Below are 15,505 nucleotides of genomic sequence, written 5' to 3' on the forward strand. Positions count from 1 at the left end.
TTCACCATTCCAGCCAGTTTTCTAAGTTTGGTCTACTACATATTTCTGCTCGACTATCTCTATCCTCTAGCCAGTTATAGAAAGGCACAGGACGCTTTCTATCTGCTGTTTCTTCTATAGATGATGATTTATATTGCTTCATACTAGAACGCTCTACAGACTTATTAAATGCTCCTACAAATACGGCTCTTAATGTACTTGTAACCGTCAGAATACCCTCTTTAATATCCATAGCAATTTTAAATAGCACGTTCTTAGCTTTTATAAATTCATCCGCAGAATTTACTTGTGAAGCTAATACAACCTTGTGTAATTCATCTTTCAAATTGTCAGCTAATGGCAAGCTATTCATGAAGTCAAATAGCATCACCTGGTACTCATTCATGTATTCCTTATGAGCCTCTTTTTCAGCGTGAGCATTATTATATATTTCTTGTAAAGTGCTTGTTTTAAAAGATAAATGATTAAAAGATTTAGATGATTGGTTTTCAGATTGTTGCGCTTCAACCTTACTCTCACAAGGCTTTTCGTCATTTTCACGCTCGGACATTGACGCTGGGACATCGTAAGGCAAAATAATATAAATGCTTGCTCCTTGCCCACCCTTGCTTTTTACAGTCGTTTCTTTCTTAACAATCCCTAACAATTCCAGTTTTGAAATAGCTCGATAAACCGTCTTTGTGCTGATCTCCAATGCTGCAGCAATTGTGGCAGCTTTCAAATGGCAGGCTCCTGGATGCTCTAACGCATGACTAGCAAGCTTGAAAACGATGGCACGTTCTGATTCTGTTAAATCATAGTAATGAGCCGCAATGTGTTCTTCAACTGCTGTGTCCATGTCTGCTACTGATTCAAATGTTTTATAAGTTGCTAAGTATTCAAATGCCATCGTTTTCACCTCGCTTTCATTTCCCATAACTTCTCCTTAAAATTTTCACGTATCTCTTTTACTTCTAAATCTGTAAGCAGACTATGATACCTCATAAGGCGTTTTAATCTTCGTTGATACTTGTGAACATCTGTAATTACATCATTTTGTTTCATCTTTGTTTGAATGTACGTATTACGTTGTTGGATGTTTTTCACATTAATTCCTCCTACCGTAATTTTGTTACTTCTTGAAAAGAGTATATAACCACTGAAGTAATAAGTCAATACGATAGGAGTAATTTAATTGCTTTTATAGTATTCAAAATTACTTCTCTGTGGTAAAATCATTACCATAGAAGTAAACGGAAAAGGCGGTGTATGTATGGGGATAAAATTCTTAGTGTCTGATTGGCTCGGAAAAAAGAAGATGACACAAAAAGAGTTATCGGATTTAACTGGTATCAGACCTGCTACAATATCAGCTTTGTATCACGATAAAATTAAACGAATTGAAGTTGAACAATTGGAGAAGTTATGCACGGTTTTTGAATGCCAACCTGGGGATTTAATGACTTTTGAAACAGATAACTAACATTGGTTGTCTGTTTTTTTATATGTACTATTGGTAGGATTTTCTATAGAATGAAATTACAATTATCTGTAAGGGGTGCATGACATGGATACAATAGCAGAAACTATTAAATTCGCTGGTTTTGGTAAGAAGAAAGCAATGGCTAAACAAATTCAAATGTTTGATGATCGATTAACAGATCAAGGTGAAACACTACTCGCTGTTTGTGCATCTGTAAAAGGTACAAAACAGCTTTATGTAACAGATAACCGAATCATTTTACATGAAATCAAAGGTATCGTTTCTAACGATGAAAGAAGCATTCCTTTAGCTTCAATTAGCAGTATTAACATTTCCAACAAGCTTGTTTACTCAACAATCGAAATCGTATCAACCGGAAACAAGGCAATCATTGACGATGTGCCAGCGCATATCGCACTTGAAATTAAGAGTGGGATTGAGAACCTAAAAGCAATGGCAAAAACGTCAACTGCTCCTGCAGGTAAAGTGGAAAAAGATATATATGATGTAGCCGATGAAATTCGAGAATTGAAGGAACTATTAGAGGATGAATTAATTACTCAAGAAGAATTTGACGCGAAGAAAAAACAGTTATTAGGGATATAAGACACAATCAAGGAGGGACTTAGTATGGATGGAGAAGTAGTAATAGTTTCTGAATTAAAACAAACTGATAATTTGTTGAATTGGCTACAGTCACAGTTAGAGCTAGAGGCTTTAGATTTTAATATCTTAACTCAAATGAACGAATTAACTTACTACGATTCAAGTAGTCATAAATGGTCAATTCACTTTAGTGATCGAGCTGCATTAATTATTGTTAATTCTAAATTGGTAGTAGTAGATGTTACTGATGGTAGCTCAATAGAAAGTGTTGAAATTGCAGATGTTTAACTCAAAAAAAGCCCAGGTACTCACTTTTAAATGAGCGTCTGGGCTTTTACTATTAAGCACTACGTTGTGAAATGATAATCTTCAATCCTTCAAAATCACCACTTGTCATGCTTCCATTATCAAATTTCTCCAACCAAGATTTATCGATCAACTTTTTATCGACTGCTTGTTGAATATAATCGCGTACTGCAGCCTTTGCGGTTGTGCTAGTGAATTTCATTGTATCATCATCCTCTACTGTTTGTTGGGGTTTATCTTCTACAATAAGTTGCACTCTTACAGCGCTACTTGTTGGTACGATTACTTGTCCTTCTAACCTGTACCCTTTTGGTATAGCCCAATTTGAAGGAATCTCAAAGTGTGGAGCATCATACTGTCCAGCAGGCCAATACCCTCCCCATGTGATCCCTAACTTTTTTGCAATTGCACCGACCTTTGACAATGTAGATTTATCATATAGATCGCGAGGCGGAGCTACGGCAATATCCCATGCTCTACGTGATGTATGATTGCTATTACGTGTCCAGGTAACTACTTGCCCTGGTCTAGTTCGACCTTGTTCGTAAAGGTAATTTTGACGAGCTTGGCTGCGGAATGTCTCTGTGATAAAAATGTCTACAATGCCAGCTTTGAAACATTCCTGGAAAAGCAGGCTACAAGCCATTTGAGCAGCTGCAGTTAATTCACTTAAATCTCTGCATGTTTGAGTTACGCTTGTACTCATTTATCATCATCCTTTCGGCTGTATCTCATAGCTCTTTCACTGTCATTCATACCTGGTGTTGTTGGATCACTCACGACACCAAATAAAACTAATAAAGCAAGCACAGTATTAAAAATATCTGTTACTTGCTCATTGTAAATCGTAGTATCAAAGCCAAATAAAGCCTCAATTTGTTGAATTAATAACAGCAACAATGAAAATGCTCCCACTAAGAACGGCTTATGATGTAAACGTACTTTCCAGTTGATTTTCATATTAAATCATTCCTCCTTTTATAATAAAGGTCAACAATGCTCCCACAAGTCCACCAATTACTAATCTTAAAATCCAGGTTGTATTGTCTTTAATTCCGCCTATATCTTCTCTAATTTCCCTGATGTTTGATTCAGCTACAGCTAATCGAGTTTTCACATCGGTCATATCATGCTCTAACTTCCCAATACGTTGTTCATCCATTAGTTCACCTCGGAAATCAATATAAAAGCCCTCCACAATTCCTGTGAAAGGCATAAAAAATAACGCTAGCCTACGCTGCGTCTTCTGCATCTAAAACTTCATATACCATTTCTTGAAGATTTGATAGTTTTGGTACCTGTTCCCTTTCGTAGTTCCCATTCTCCACATTTTTTGCCCACAATTTTACCAAAGCTGAATTTGTTGTAAACATTACGCTGTACCTCCTGCGATAATTGACGTTAATTCAAGAATGGCTTGTTCTAATTCATTGACTTTCTTTTGCAATTGAACACTAACTTCTTCTACAGTAGGTACTCTGTCAACATACTCGTACCAGACTCTGCCTGTTTTGCTATCAGCTTTTAGTATTGCAGCCTGCGAAGTCGTTGATTCATCTACTGGTAATGATTCCAGTTTAATAGCTTTATCTTTATTTTCTTGGGACAGATATTTTCCATCGAAAACCACACTTGCTAAATTATTTTCACCTTCGAATACGTAGATCATAGTATCCTCTCCTTTTAGTATAATGTCCTAAAGATTGTATTTGTCTGCATAAAATACAATCTTCCATCAGATCCTTTTGTTAAATCTTTCATGCCTGTAAAATCGTTGTCGAACAACTTAACGCCAGTATCCTTATTAATTTTATGCAAACGATTGTCTATTAATAGATAGAGATATTTTTCGTCCGCGAATATCAGACTAATAGTAGAATTAGCTTTAAATCGTTGAAAACGGTTAATATTTTCTTGCTTTATAGCGCCGTTACTTATATTAAGTCTTCCAAGATGATACGTGTATGATGTAGTAGGACCCTCCCTTTGGACGAAGTATACATACTTATTATCTTTACATGATACCCATTGAATTTCAAAGCTTGTTGCAATAGCTGCTATCGAGGTGAATGTTTCCAGATCTATTTCTCTAATTTTTTTAACGTCGTAAAGTATCATAAATCCGAACATTCTACCGTCAGGGGTAATGTCTATTTTTGTATCAGAGCTTCCACTAGTGGTATCGAACGGATTTCCAGATTTTACGACTGATAAATCCACTGGCGAAAATGCTTTAACAAAGCCACCATAATAAGACACATAAATTAACCCATTATAATAAACTACACTACCAAAATCGTTGCCTATACTTACTATCTTTTCAGTAACCATAGTTTCTTTATTTATTTTTGCTAATTCATTTCTATTAATTGAACTTCCTCTACCCACTGGTACAAATAAATGTGTCTCATTTTGTACCACACCACTGCTCATCGCAATATAATAATCACTAGATCGACTTATTTGCATATTAGTTCGAAGATCGTACTTGTAAACATAGTACCTATTTGCAAGATTGAAAGAGAATATATACGCATATTTGCCATCCAAGTCCAAAAGCATACTAGTGCTCAAGTTGGTTAGATATTGAACATAAAAGTTTTCGTCTAATATCTCAAGTTGCAATTTATCTTTTAGAGATGCAGATTCAGCACTTTCAAAGCTGACAGGCAGTCTACCGTTTTCATCTAGCTCGACAAGTCCACCTGGTTGACCTTTACTGCTTTTGAACTGTTCATAATCATCTTTTAAGTCCGTAATGGTGTCGTCTAAAACATCCATATTTTCATTTAGATCATTAACATTCACATTATCTGTGAGACCAGGCTTTTTTAGATTTAGATTTTGTGTATATTCCATTAGCTCACCTCATCCCATATTTGTAATTGGTCCCATGTTATATTGCTAACATCACCCCATGTTTTGTTACTTAAAAATTCCCAAGCATTAAAAGTGTATGTGTAGTCAAATTGCAGATGGGCAGGCGCTACAATATCGATAGACTCTTTTAAGCCATCCATATTGTTTGGAATGCCTTTTGCACCAACAAATTTAATCTCATACACACCTGGCGTTTCTGTTGAATTTACCTCTACTTCACCATTGCTGAATGCAGCCGCAACTAATTTAATAGTGTCCTTTGTTGTTTGACCAAACGCTGCAATATTGCGTGCGATAATTTGTTCGCGACGCTGGTCATAGCGCAATGTGCTATTTGGTTTAATGCCAAGATCTCGTTCATAAATAGGTAGTGCTTCAATAGCAGTATCTATAAAAATGTTACGGTTCACTATTTCAAGCTGTTGCTCGGCATTTCTTAACTCTCTATCATCTGCAGTTAATATTGTTCTAAAGATGTTTGATTTACGTTCATATAGAGGTAAATATTTAATCATGTCTGATAGATAGTCTTCAGTAGAAACAACAATACTTGTAATCATTTCGGACTTTGTTTGCATGATTATAGGAGACTGCACCACTTTAACACCTTGCGTCTGCAGCTCTGTTATTATCTCGTTTGTTACACCTGATAATGCAACAGAAACGCCCTGCGTCTGAAGCTCAGTTTCAGTAATCATTAATGCAAGTCGAAAACATTCCCATTGGTGCGCTGATAACTCTCCCCACGTAAAGACTGATACTTGCCCCCACTCAGACTGCGGTATTGCATGCATTTGTCCTCACCTACCTTAAACGGACAATTAAATAGTTTTTAGGAATCTTATATTGGCTTGATATATCGATATTTTTTGTAAACTCTGCTTGCGATTTAAACAGTAAATTACCAGCTGTATTTGCGTCATAAATACCAATGTGCGTAATATCTCCCCATGTCTCAGCAGCAATGGGAAACAGAATATCAGCGCTGTTCGATGTTTGACCATCTGCAGGTGTTGCAAATACTCCTGATTGTCGTGAATAGCTTGCCGCATTTACTTCTATGTCGCCATTAAACAAGGCAACAAAAACTGGCGTTGTCCTTAAATTGTCCGTTAAAACTTTGTTTTTCAAAAACACTGTCATGTGATTCATTCGTTTACACCTCCTATTACTGGCACCCCATCATCAGGAATAACCACATTAGCAGTCGATCCATTGATTAAAAGATTCTGATAATCTAAAACGCCATCGCTTTCGATAATGAGCGCCCCAATCTTTGCATAGCTCACAAATGAAGTTTTAAAGGCTATTTCTTTTAAGTGCTTTGTAATGTTCTTTTTAATATTCTCTTTGACTACTTCCTCTGTATAACCTGGCATTATTGTAAGGGCCACCGATAGATTAATTAATAATGCTTCTGCAGGTATTACAAGTAAATCATCAACACCGAAAGGCATTTCTTCATCGATGTGAGCAATTACAGCTTCGACTAATTCGGCATTAGCAGGTAATTTGTTCGCATCGATCACGACTACTTTCATTGATAATGGCCCATTGTAGCGAGGGAATATTTTTGCATCACCTACCCCTGTCACTTCTAAGGCCCATTCGCGATAATGATATTTATTGCCTGCCTTACCTGGACGCTGCAACTTATCATAATATCGCTGGCGTAAATCGTTATCTGTTTCCTCGTCATAGCCATTTGTGACAGGTTCAGGATTGTACACGTTGACCAGGCCATTAATAGATGCAGGGAAATTTACAATGGTGTTTGCTGGCACGTTACCTATTTGGCCGGACTCATTACATTGAATACGAACATGAGCGAACCCACTTTCATTAAGAACTGCTTCTTCAATCACCGTATATAAAAGTGTGTCTGTACCAACTAGCTCGCCCACTTTAACCGCTGTGCCAGCTGTACCTGACACAATGACCGTTGTTGTGACTTGTGTAGCAGGCTTACGGCTAATACCTGTGCGCTGATAAACTGTTCTTGTTAGCTCGTCACCTGTTAATTTTTCAACATCTAGCTTTTCTTGTACTGCAGCAATCTTTTTTTGTTGTTCGGCAAATTCAACGGCCACTGGCTTTGTAATGTCATAAATAAATTCACCTTTTGACTTATCGTAATCATCGCTAATATTAGCTATCATCCGATCATGTATGACCTTTTCATCTTCCATCTACGCTGCCACCTTCTTTATTGGCTCGTCAATTTCGAATGCTCCCTCTACTGTGACGACTCTAAATTTTATCCGCATCCATTTTCCATCATGGCTGAATTGCCATTCCTGGATTTCTTGAATGTGGGTATGTTCCATTAGGGACGCTGTGACTTCTCGTTTTATTTCTGCTTCAATAAAGGCTCTTGGCAAGCTGGAACCTATTAAATCCTCCAATGTCACCCCATACGGAATGTCTTTATAAATTCTAAAGCGAAAGCGCTCGGTCTTTAACACTTTTAAGATCCATTGCTTCAATGTTTCAAGACCATGGACTTCAATCATTTTTCCATTTCTGAATACAAAATCCCCTTTATCAAAGTCATACAAAAAGGACTTACCTAGTGGTGGCAAGTCCGTTTTAATTTCCTGTGTATCAAATTCTAGTTGTGCGATCTTAGGTAACATTATTCGAACCTCACCGCCTTACCTACAACAAAATACAGTTGTTCATCTGCAGTCGGTAACAGTATTACTTCGTCACCTTCTTTGAGAGTATCCTTTGTTTTAGATTTTACTTCTTTCGCTTCAAATGTTTGAAAGGGACTATCTGTGATCCGAATATCACCCTCTAGCTCAATTTCACGTTCATAATCTTCTAGTACATGAGCAGCAAAAACTAATTGGTTATTACCAAGAATGACTGTATCATTTAAGCGTATTTGAGCATTTGGCGGTGATGAAATAACAATACCTGTAGACATTGACACAGGTTTAGGATTCTCATTTTCTTTTAACATCCTTGCCAAAGTTGTAATAGGATCCATTTACTTCACCTCTAATGTAGGCTTCATGGTGTGAATGCCTTTACTAATCGTGTGCAATACATCCTTAATTAAAAATGTACCTTTAATGCCTGTGGTTGGTTCTTCGAGTGCAAATAGACGGCCAGCTCTAAAATCATCGTGGCCCATCAATTCAACGCTATTTTCTTCTGACACTTTTGACAGCTGCTTTAATTCATTTTCAGCTACCTGTTTAGCACTTTTCTTTTCATTCTGATCTAGCTTCACAACTTTAGTAATACGACCATATTTCTCAGCCATTTTATTATCAGACTTGGTTAAAACCACTTTGTCATTGTTTCCGACAACCTGGATTGTATTGGCCATTTCCGTAATACTACGTCTCTTCGAAGGATTCATAAGAGCTGAATGAATATCATATTTTGGGCCACCTTCAAACAACTGAAATGTACCTGTTACAACGACATCACCTTGCTTTTCGATGTATAGCTTGCCATGGCGCATTTCCATGAGGTATTTAACACCTAACGACTGTTCTGCAATAGTAAGAATGTCTTTTATAATTTCACTTACCTTTTTATCGTTGTATATTTGATCGATAGGTTTAGGAATAGATACGATCTTACCAACTTGGATATTGAAGTCTTTGGCGATCTTCTTGATACAAGCATCTGCAGATAACTTATTAAATTGATAAACTGCATTCGATTTATTTAGATAAAAGGCATAATCAAAGGCAACGTATGCAATTGGTGATCTTCCATTTTTCAGCTCGTCCACAATAATAGCGCGTGTTATTTCCTTGCCATTGTTGTATAAGGCCACCATATCACCAATATCACATGGATTCACAGGGAAGTAATTTGTATCAGTAAAAGCGATACTAAAATTAATTTCGTCCCCTAATTCCTCCATATTGCTACGCCAGGTTAATGTGCCAAGCAAAGGCGTAATATTCGTCATGGTACCACCTTTAATTAGCCATAATTCATGTGCCATTATTTCACCTTCTTTGTTTCTAAAATGATCTCTTTAAACTCTGATAGGGCCAGCGAATAATAAACATCCCCCGAACCGTCTTGAAGTCCAGCCTCAAAATTTTCGATTGTCATTAGCATATTAATAGGTGTGTTTGACATAATCAGTCGGATTGGCATTCGTTTGTCTATCCAGCCCTCAATGATCTCATAATACTCCCACCCAAAATATTTATTGTTTCTTGAAAATGGATACACCTTTGAAGGAAAAAAAGAATCAATCGTAAGAGATTTCAAGCCTCTACGACCAAGCAATTTAATGTCACCTTGATTAATTGTTGTCAACACTTCATTACTCACAGGACTAGGTATTTTAAAATCAGCTGGCACTATAGGAAGTTGAATAATTTGTTTTCGATCCATTGTGCTTAGAAAAATGTCCATCTATCCAACCCCCTATAAATTGGCCAATCTTAATTTTAGTAATGGCACAAGTTCATCGGCTACTTCCATTGCTGTTACGCCTTTGGCATTTAAGTTTTGGATAATAACTTGTACACCGCCAGTATTTGATGCTGTTGGTTGTGGTGTACTTCCTGCAGGTGCAGGCGTTGCTACTGTTCCTTGTGATGGTTGCACCATTTGATCTACATTATCGATTGATCCACCAGCTGCACGAATCCTTTCAGATTGTCGAGCAGGTATAACCATTTCGTCTTTGTGTAATTCTGCAATATAACCGTCATAAGGAACACGATTTAAACCAGTAGCATGTGATCCTGAAACGAATTTACCGACGGCACCTGCAGCCTTTCCGATTGTGCTACCAACTGAGGAAACCCATTTTGGCACTTTAAAACTTGAAATAGAATTTTTAAAGCTATTCCACTTTTGACCTATAGTTTCGAACCAGCTTATTGCAGGTTGTACAAAGCTAGATACAGCTGATTTAATACCAGCAAATTTTTCTTTAGTTGTAGCCCACAATTCACCTGCTTTTGCTTTGACCGTATCCCAATTTCGATATAACAAGACACCTGCCGCAACCACTGCAGCTATCCCAACGACTACCCAAGTAAGAGGACTGGCAAGCATGGCTGTATTCATCGCCCACTGTCCAGCTGTTGCGAGGCCCATTGCGGTTTTAAACCCCTGGACCATAGTAGTAACTGTGGTAATAACCTTTAATGTTCCCATACCTGCAGCCACAACCCCTGCAGCTGTGCCAACGCCTATAAGAGTCTCTTTAATTGGCCCCCAATTTTCGCGGACTGTATTTCCAAACTCGAAAGCTTTTTGTACAATTCCTTGTATTTTAGGCACCAATTCATCAGCTTTCTGAGCAACACCTTGTAAAAACTCCTGTGCGCCTGCTCCATTTACTACATCAGCTATACCAACTTGTAGTTCTCGCCAAGATGAAATTAACCTATTTTTTAAGCTACCCTCGACTTTGGCTGATGCTGCATCGGTTGCTCCTTCGAAATCCTTCATCGCGTCTTTTGAGCCAAGCATTGCGTACATTGCCCCTGCTTCGAGGTCTTCCCATTTTGTACCGAATAGCGATACTGCTAATTGGTTGGCTGTTACCTGGTCATCCATACCTTTCAACTCGGCTGTTACTGCACTTGCTACCTCTGCAACAGTCGCTTCACCTCGGTTGAAGGATTCCCACAGGTCAAATGTTGATTTACTCATGGCAGAAAAGGTTTCGTCAGTTGACTTCGATCCGTCCTTAACTCGGATCTGGAACTCTTTCATGACATCATTCACATAGTCCAGGTTATAAACACCTGCCTTGGCCCCTCGCTCCATGATCCCGAAATATTCCTCAGCGGAATATCCCATATTACCAAATAAGGATGAATACTCTGCAACATTATCAAACATTTCGTTACTAAAATTAAGCCCTCTCTGCCCACCTGCAGTGAACAAATCGAACGCCTTATCTGCAGATATACCGAACGCTTCCATCATATTGTTAGTACCGCGAGTAACTTCGTTCACGTCACCATCAAAGGTTTTAGCTAAAAACATTGCATTGGAAGTAACTTTACTAAGCGCCCCATTGTCGATGTTATGCATATTTTGTTTAACTCGCGCTAAAGCATTGGTTACTTCATCGATGTTTTCACCATACCCTTTGCCGAAAACTTCTTTTGCAGCGCTCCCGTACGCTTCCATTTGCGATTCAGTTGCGCCAGTTTGGGCCTCTAACATATCCAAAGAGCTGCCCATGTCTAAGATAGTTTTACCAACACTAGCCCCAAAGGCTGCAACACCTGCAGCACCTAAGGCAGCTGCACCAGCACCCACCGTTTTAAATATCCTAGTTGCACCTTGCCCAAATCGTTGTATCTGATTACCTACTCTTGTAATACCTCGGCCAAAATCATCAGCACGATCACTCGCTCTTCTTAAATTGCTAGAAAAATCACGATCTTGCAATGTAAGAACTGCAGATATAACCCTATTTCCCAATTTCTCACCGCCTTTTCACAAAAGAAAAAAGCTAAAGCATTAGCGCTCTAGCTTTCATTTCCTTATCTTTTTCTTCTAAATATTTATCAAGACTTGCCGTCATGAATAGCTTTTCGTCATAAGGTAAATTCAACAACTCGTCCAGCTTACGGCCCTTTTGAATATAGTGATGAAGAAAATAAAAATCATCATCACTATCAATTAGTTTTTTATAGCCTTAACTCCGTCTTTTTTATATCCTGCTAATTCAAATGCTATACCTGATAATTGTTCAATTTCACCTGGATCAAAGATTTTCGCCACGATGTCGGTTGGTAATGTACAACCGTAAGCTTTCTGTAATTCTTCATCTTTTAAATTTGGCTCTACCATTGTGTTATATACCATGTACTCGTCTGCGTCAGTATCGTTGTTTTCATCTCGGGCCATTTTAAATGTATCTACGCATAAAGATTTTTCAGGTTTACGCAAAACTACTTCAACGCCTAATCGTTCCACAAGAACTTCCTCTGTGACATCATTCTTTACCTGGTATTTTTCTTTCTCTTTCATTAAGTCAGTAAGCGTTAATCGTTTGATTTCTTTTTTTGACATCTTATATTTCCCTCCGATATTTGTTTTAGGCTGTAATTGAGTCAATAAGATCATAGTCTGCAAAGTTAAAAGGTAATTCCTCTGCTCCTATTGTTTTTTGGGCAAACTGCATCAACATAAATTCGTTAAATGTCACTTCATTAATTGCCACTCGCTCTGAACCAAATGCATCAGGATCAGCTAATTTCCCAACAATATTTACTTCAGGTGTCATTCCCTTTTTAACAGCTTCTGCTAGTAACTTTGCCCCTCGACTATATACTTTTTTAAGTTTCAAGTTGCCTTCGCCTGACCAACCCGTTTGTTTTTTATGTGTCGCTGGATCTTCGGCCATATTTACATCTTCATAATCAATGGTTACTTTAGCTTCAAATTCCTCAATGTCTAGCCATTTTTCATTATTCACCCACACGCTGCCATACGTGCCGTTAATAACGCGATTAGATTTTAATTTACCCATGTGTCAATCCCTCCTTAAATCGCAATATCCATATCTAAGTCCTCGATAGCATCCACAATTTTTATATTGCTTGCTAAGAATACATTCTTTTTAAAGGACATTTCTTTGACTTTTTGATCGTCCCATTCTGACGTATCACGGCCAATACCCTCCCAAGCCAAACGCTGTTTTTGTACATTTATTTCAGCTTTATTATTAAAGTTCGGATCAAGTATTTCTTCACCTTCTAAGCCGTCATAATAAGCGTTGATAGATCGGATAAACAATACTTGATTATCGTAAATATTATTGTGTTTACCGATGTAATACTTATCAAATGTTGTTCGAATATCATCTCTAATTAAATCTTGAACTTCCATGACACGAATCGATTTAAAGTCTTCTGTCTTTTTGCCTGTTGTTGTTGTCAGGCTGTTAATCCCTCGTCCGATTTTAATGTTTTCGCCATCGTTAATAAGAATAAGTTCACCATTATCAACAGCCGCGTCAGGATCTTCAATTTCTGTAATAGCATCGATCTCATTCAATTCGTAATAGGTAGATGATCGGGTAAATGGTAAACCTGCTAAGATGCCAGCAATTCGTGCTGTATACTCTGCAGTCGTATAATCGTTTTCACCGACTTTGATTCCAGTTGTTGTGAAATTAATGATTCCTTCATGATCTGCCTCACTGTTTGGCAATACTGCCTTGAACGTTTTCTTATTAATGTCACGCTTTGTTTTAATCCAAGTTGCAATATTTGTTGTATCCTTGTCTTCGACGCCTGGTATGGCCAAGTAATTGAATCGCTTGTTATTCAAGCGTGTTAATGCAGCGTTATAATCTGTTGCTGCTGTTGGCAAACGTTCAATAATAATTTTGCTTGGTGTACCCATAAACGCTAGATGAATGTAATCTAAACTTCCAGGCGACCATCCATCTGTTGGTACTTCTTCAATGCTTTTGTAAGTCACAGTATCAGCAGTTTGTACATCGTCTTTTAGAACCAAAGCAACAATACCTAGTTGGCTTCGCTTGATTGCTGTAACGGCTTTACCTAAAAACTCAATATTAATTTGTGGTAGGCCCATTCTTTAATCCCCTTCCTCATCATCCAATTCACCCATAAGCTCAATTGGATATTTTTCATAAAAGTCTTTGCCATTTTTAATTTCATCTTCAATATTTCCGCCTGAACTGCCCTCACCATATTCACGGCCATCAAAAAATTGAATATCAAATTCAAACTGCAGCACACCATCTATTTCATCAAAATTAGGTTCGACTATATCCAAATGGCGATCTTCTACAGTAAATTTAAGATCAAATAAATTCCCTAAAGCTTCTTGAACATCTAAAAATTCAATTGCATTATCATCGATTGTTGAAGGAAAATAAAAAATGCGAACCGTACAAGACTTTTCAACTTGTGTCAAATAGCCCTCACGCTTCACATTATCTAATTCCACTTTGAACGATGGCCGTGTAAATCCTTTGCTTGCAGATTTACTAGAAACATCAATATCAATAAAGTTCGACTGTAATTTCTCATTAATCACTGCTTTGATTTGCTTAAAAGTAATCATAATTTATTCTTCCTCAACAATTCATCTAGCCATTTTACAGTTTCGCTTTCTACATCACCTGAGGATTCAAATTCACGCATTCCTTTGTCCATTGGTTTTTTACCTGGCACAAAATCACCTGTTTTATTGCCCTCATGGTCTACCATCCAGTGGCCATCTTCCACTAAGTGTGCATGTGGTGAAGAATTATAGACGCGGACAACAAGTTCGCCATGATAACCAACAAAAACTTTTCCTCGTTTCCACTTTTTGTGGTACATTCCTGTTTTCTTTTTTACAAGACTTCGAGATTTTTTAGCAACTGTTGTCCTTGCTTTTGAGCCAATTTTACGCATCAATTTTGGCGCTTCTTTAGGCACCTCTCTAGTAGCAACATTAAACAAATCTCTTTGAAAATCAGTTAAACCGTTCATTTGAATGCTCACTTCAACACCTCCTGAACAAAAATTTCAAGTGTCTCGTTTTTAAAGAACGGATTGAGAACATATTTAATTTCAAACTCATGATCCTTATATCTGATACGCATATCTTTTGTAATGTCTTTGCCAGCGTTGTATCGCACGATGATTTTATGCGTGACATTCGTTAAAATCGTATCGGCAACTTGCTTTTGTAATGAGCCTGTTTGAGGAATGATCGCTGCCCATATTTTTTTATAAGGCAGAAATGCATAAACAGTTTCGTTCAATTCATTTTTTGTTTTTTGATTATTGAGGATCTCAACTCTGTGTCTTAAATCTCCAGGATTCATAGTCTCACCTCAAAGTAAATTAATTGAATGCATATCTAAAATGGTTTGAACAACCTTATTTACGTTGTTATCCTTCACTGTGAAGATACGATTTTCATACATTTCATTAGAAAGGACAAAAACAGCTATCGAAATATCCTCTTTGGTGTCCAATTGTTCATCAGATAGCCCTGTATAGCCTTTTATAAAAGATTTTACAGCCGATAAAATTAGCGAAAAAGTTGATAGGATTTCGGTATCTGTTTCATCTTCTCGCGCATATTTAGCCAGCTCACCTGGTGTGATTTCACTAACCCGCATCAGTTTTCACCTGCTTTTTCGTAACAACTTCCTCTACATGACCAGCCTGCAACAAGTCCTCTGCAACTTCTTTTGATAACACTTTAACTTCATCTTTAGACATTGTGACGCTACCTGAAAAGCTTACAAGTGCTTTTACTTTCATT

General features: G+C 37.6%; 27 protein-coding genes. 3 read left to right on the forward strand and 24 right to left on the reverse strand.

What is annotated here, in order from left to right; genetic code table 11:
- Position 1: 1 nt before the first annotated feature.
- Positions 2 to 916 carry a helix-turn-helix domain-containing protein gene (locus V1L66_RS20910; protein ID WP_333005616.1) on the reverse strand — a complete coding sequence of 305 codons (915 nt, stop codon included), beginning with the start codon at positions 914 to 916 and terminating at the stop codon, positions 2 to 4.
- Positions 895 to 1,086: a hypothetical protein gene (locus V1L66_RS20915; RefSeq protein WP_333005617.1), complete on the reverse strand. Its 192-nt coding sequence runs from the start codon at positions 1,084 to 1,086 to the stop codon at positions 895 to 897. Before V1L66_RS20915 ends, V1L66_RS20910 begins: the two co-directional genes overlap by 22 nt.
- A 166-nt stretch (positions 1,087 to 1,252) precedes the next feature.
- Here V1L66_RS20915 and V1L66_RS20920 point away from each other — a divergent pair, with 166 nt between their 5' ends.
- The 3 genes from V1L66_RS20920 to V1L66_RS20930 all read left to right on the forward strand — a co-directional run bounded on the left by V1L66_RS20920 (position 1,253) and on the right by V1L66_RS20930 (position 2,356).
- A complete protein-coding gene (locus V1L66_RS20920) occupies positions 1,253 to 1,462 on the forward strand; it encodes a helix-turn-helix transcriptional regulator (protein ID WP_208704770.1) in 210 nt (69 codons plus the stop codon).
- An 84-nt stretch (positions 1,463 to 1,546) separates the two neighbouring features.
- Positions 1,547 to 2,068, forward strand: coding sequence for a PH domain-containing protein (locus V1L66_RS20925; RefSeq protein ID WP_333005618.1), 522 nt, complete (start codon positions 1,547 to 1,549; stop codon positions 2,066 to 2,068).
- A gap of 24 nt (positions 2,069 to 2,092) precedes the next feature.
- The gene (locus V1L66_RS20930; RefSeq protein WP_333005619.1) at positions 2,093 to 2,356 is read left to right on the forward strand and encodes a hypothetical protein; all 264 of its coding nucleotides are present in this window, start codon (positions 2,093 to 2,095) and stop codon (positions 2,354 to 2,356) included.
- 52 nt (positions 2,357 to 2,408) lie between these two features.
- Here the strand turns inward: V1L66_RS20930 and V1L66_RS20935 are convergent, their stop codons facing one another.
- From V1L66_RS20935 to V1L66_RS21040, 22 genes are all read right to left on the reverse strand, one after another.
- Entirely contained in the window at positions 2,409 to 3,080 is a 672-nt protein-coding gene (locus V1L66_RS20935) for a M15 family metallopeptidase (RefSeq protein WP_333005621.1), read from the reverse strand.
- A complete protein-coding gene (locus tag V1L66_RS20940) occupies positions 3,077 to 3,334 on the reverse strand; it encodes a phage holin (RefSeq protein ID WP_333005622.1) in 258 nt (85 codons plus the stop codon). The genes V1L66_RS20935 and V1L66_RS20940 overlap by 4 nt, the downstream gene beginning before the upstream one ends.
- Before the next feature lies 1 nt (position 3,335).
- Positions 3,336 to 3,536, reverse strand: coding sequence for a hemolysin XhlA family protein (locus V1L66_RS20945; RefSeq protein ID WP_112116168.1), 201 nt, complete (start codon positions 3,534 to 3,536; stop codon positions 3,336 to 3,338).
- Positions 3,537 to 3,606: 70 nt separating this feature from the next.
- Complete coding sequence (locus V1L66_RS20950; RefSeq protein ID WP_259419804.1) at positions 3,607 to 3,747, reverse strand: hypothetical protein; 141 nt, start codon at positions 3,745 to 3,747, stop codon at positions 3,607 to 3,609.
- Positions 3,747 to 4,043 (reverse strand): hypothetical protein, encoded by a 297-nt coding sequence (locus V1L66_RS20955; RefSeq protein ID WP_333005623.1) that lies wholly within the window; start codon positions 4,041 to 4,043, stop codon positions 3,747 to 3,749. The genes V1L66_RS20950 and V1L66_RS20955 overlap by 1 nt, the downstream gene beginning before the upstream one ends.
- Before the next feature lie 14 nt (positions 4,044 to 4,057).
- Entirely contained in the window at positions 4,058 to 5,233 is a 1,176-nt protein-coding gene (locus V1L66_RS20960) for a hypothetical protein (protein WP_333005625.1), read from the reverse strand.
- A complete protein-coding gene (locus V1L66_RS20965) occupies positions 5,233 to 6,048 on the reverse strand; it encodes a putative phage tail protein (RefSeq protein WP_333005626.1) in 816 nt (271 codons plus the stop codon). The genes V1L66_RS20960 and V1L66_RS20965 overlap by 1 nt, the downstream gene beginning before the upstream one ends.
- Positions 6,049 to 6,058: 10 nt before the next feature.
- Complete coding sequence (locus V1L66_RS20970) at positions 6,059 to 6,406, reverse strand: hypothetical protein (protein WP_333005627.1); 348 nt, start codon at positions 6,404 to 6,406, stop codon at positions 6,059 to 6,061.
- On the reverse strand, positions 6,403 to 7,443 hold the full coding sequence (locus tag V1L66_RS20975) for a baseplate J/gp47 family protein (RefSeq protein ID WP_333005628.1): 1,041 nt from the start codon (positions 7,441 to 7,443) through the stop codon (positions 6,403 to 6,405). The genes V1L66_RS20970 and V1L66_RS20975 overlap by 4 nt, the downstream gene beginning before the upstream one ends.
- Entirely contained in the window at positions 7,444 to 7,890 is a 447-nt protein-coding gene (locus tag V1L66_RS20980; RefSeq protein ID WP_313871113.1) for a DUF2634 domain-containing protein, read from the reverse strand.
- A complete protein-coding gene (locus tag V1L66_RS20985; protein WP_333005629.1) occupies positions 7,890 to 8,249 on the reverse strand; it encodes a DUF2577 domain-containing protein in 360 nt (119 codons plus the stop codon). Before V1L66_RS20985 ends, V1L66_RS20980 begins: the two co-directional genes overlap by 1 nt.
- Positions 8,250 to 9,227: a hypothetical protein gene (locus V1L66_RS20990; RefSeq protein ID WP_333005630.1), complete on the reverse strand. Its 978-nt coding sequence runs from the start codon at positions 9,225 to 9,227 to the stop codon at positions 8,250 to 8,252.
- Complete coding sequence (locus V1L66_RS20995) at positions 9,227 to 9,649, reverse strand: hypothetical protein (RefSeq protein ID WP_333005631.1); 423 nt, start codon at positions 9,647 to 9,649, stop codon at positions 9,227 to 9,229. The genes V1L66_RS20990 and V1L66_RS20995 overlap by 1 nt, the downstream gene beginning before the upstream one ends.
- Before the next feature lie 12 nt (positions 9,650 to 9,661).
- On the reverse strand, positions 9,662 to 11,686 hold the full coding sequence (locus tag V1L66_RS21000; RefSeq protein ID WP_333005632.1) for a phage tail tape measure protein: 2,025 nt from the start codon (positions 11,684 to 11,686) through the stop codon (positions 9,662 to 9,664).
- A gap of 201 nt (positions 11,687 to 11,887) precedes the next feature.
- A complete protein-coding gene (locus V1L66_RS21005; protein ID WP_333005634.1) occupies positions 11,888 to 12,280 on the reverse strand; it encodes a phage tail assembly chaperone in 393 nt (130 codons plus the stop codon).
- 25 nt (positions 12,281 to 12,305) lie between these two features.
- Positions 12,306 to 12,740 carry a phage tail tube protein gene (locus V1L66_RS21010; RefSeq protein ID WP_333005636.1) on the reverse strand — a complete coding sequence of 145 codons (435 nt, stop codon included), beginning with the start codon at positions 12,738 to 12,740 and terminating at the stop codon, positions 12,306 to 12,308.
- Between the two features lie 14 nt (positions 12,741 to 12,754).
- A complete protein-coding gene (locus tag V1L66_RS21015) occupies positions 12,755 to 13,813 on the reverse strand; it encodes a phage tail sheath subtilisin-like domain-containing protein (RefSeq protein WP_333005638.1) in 1,059 nt (352 codons plus the stop codon).
- Positions 13,814 to 13,816: 3 nt separating this feature from the next.
- The gene (locus tag V1L66_RS21020; protein WP_333005640.1) at positions 13,817 to 14,308 is read right to left on the reverse strand and encodes a DUF6838 family protein; all 492 of its coding nucleotides are present in this window, start codon (positions 14,306 to 14,308) and stop codon (positions 13,817 to 13,819) included.
- On the reverse strand, positions 14,305 to 14,733 hold the full coding sequence (locus V1L66_RS21025) for an HK97 gp10 family phage protein (RefSeq protein WP_333005641.1): 429 nt from the start codon (positions 14,731 to 14,733) through the stop codon (positions 14,305 to 14,307). The genes V1L66_RS21020 and V1L66_RS21025 overlap by 4 nt, the downstream gene beginning before the upstream one ends.
- On the reverse strand, positions 14,730 to 15,059 hold the full coding sequence (locus V1L66_RS21030; protein WP_333005643.1) for a phage head closure protein: 330 nt from the start codon (positions 15,057 to 15,059) through the stop codon (positions 14,730 to 14,732). Before V1L66_RS21030 ends, V1L66_RS21025 begins: the two co-directional genes overlap by 4 nt.
- A 9-nt stretch (positions 15,060 to 15,068) precedes the next feature.
- On the reverse strand, positions 15,069 to 15,359 hold the full coding sequence (locus tag V1L66_RS21035; protein ID WP_333005645.1) for a head-tail connector protein: 291 nt from the start codon (positions 15,357 to 15,359) through the stop codon (positions 15,069 to 15,071).
- Positions 15,349 to 15,504 carry a hypothetical protein gene (locus tag V1L66_RS21040; RefSeq protein ID WP_158499503.1) on the reverse strand — a complete coding sequence of 52 codons (156 nt, stop codon included), beginning with the start codon at positions 15,502 to 15,504 and terminating at the stop codon, positions 15,349 to 15,351. Before V1L66_RS21040 ends, V1L66_RS21035 begins: the two co-directional genes overlap by 11 nt.
- Position 15,505: the final 1 nt, after the last annotated feature.

This window comes from Lysinibacillus sp. IITD104 (assembly GCF_036698265.2).
In the GTDB taxonomy this organism is placed as follows: domain Bacteria; phylum Bacillota; class Bacilli; order Bacillales_A; family Planococcaceae; genus Lysinibacillus; species Lysinibacillus boronitolerans.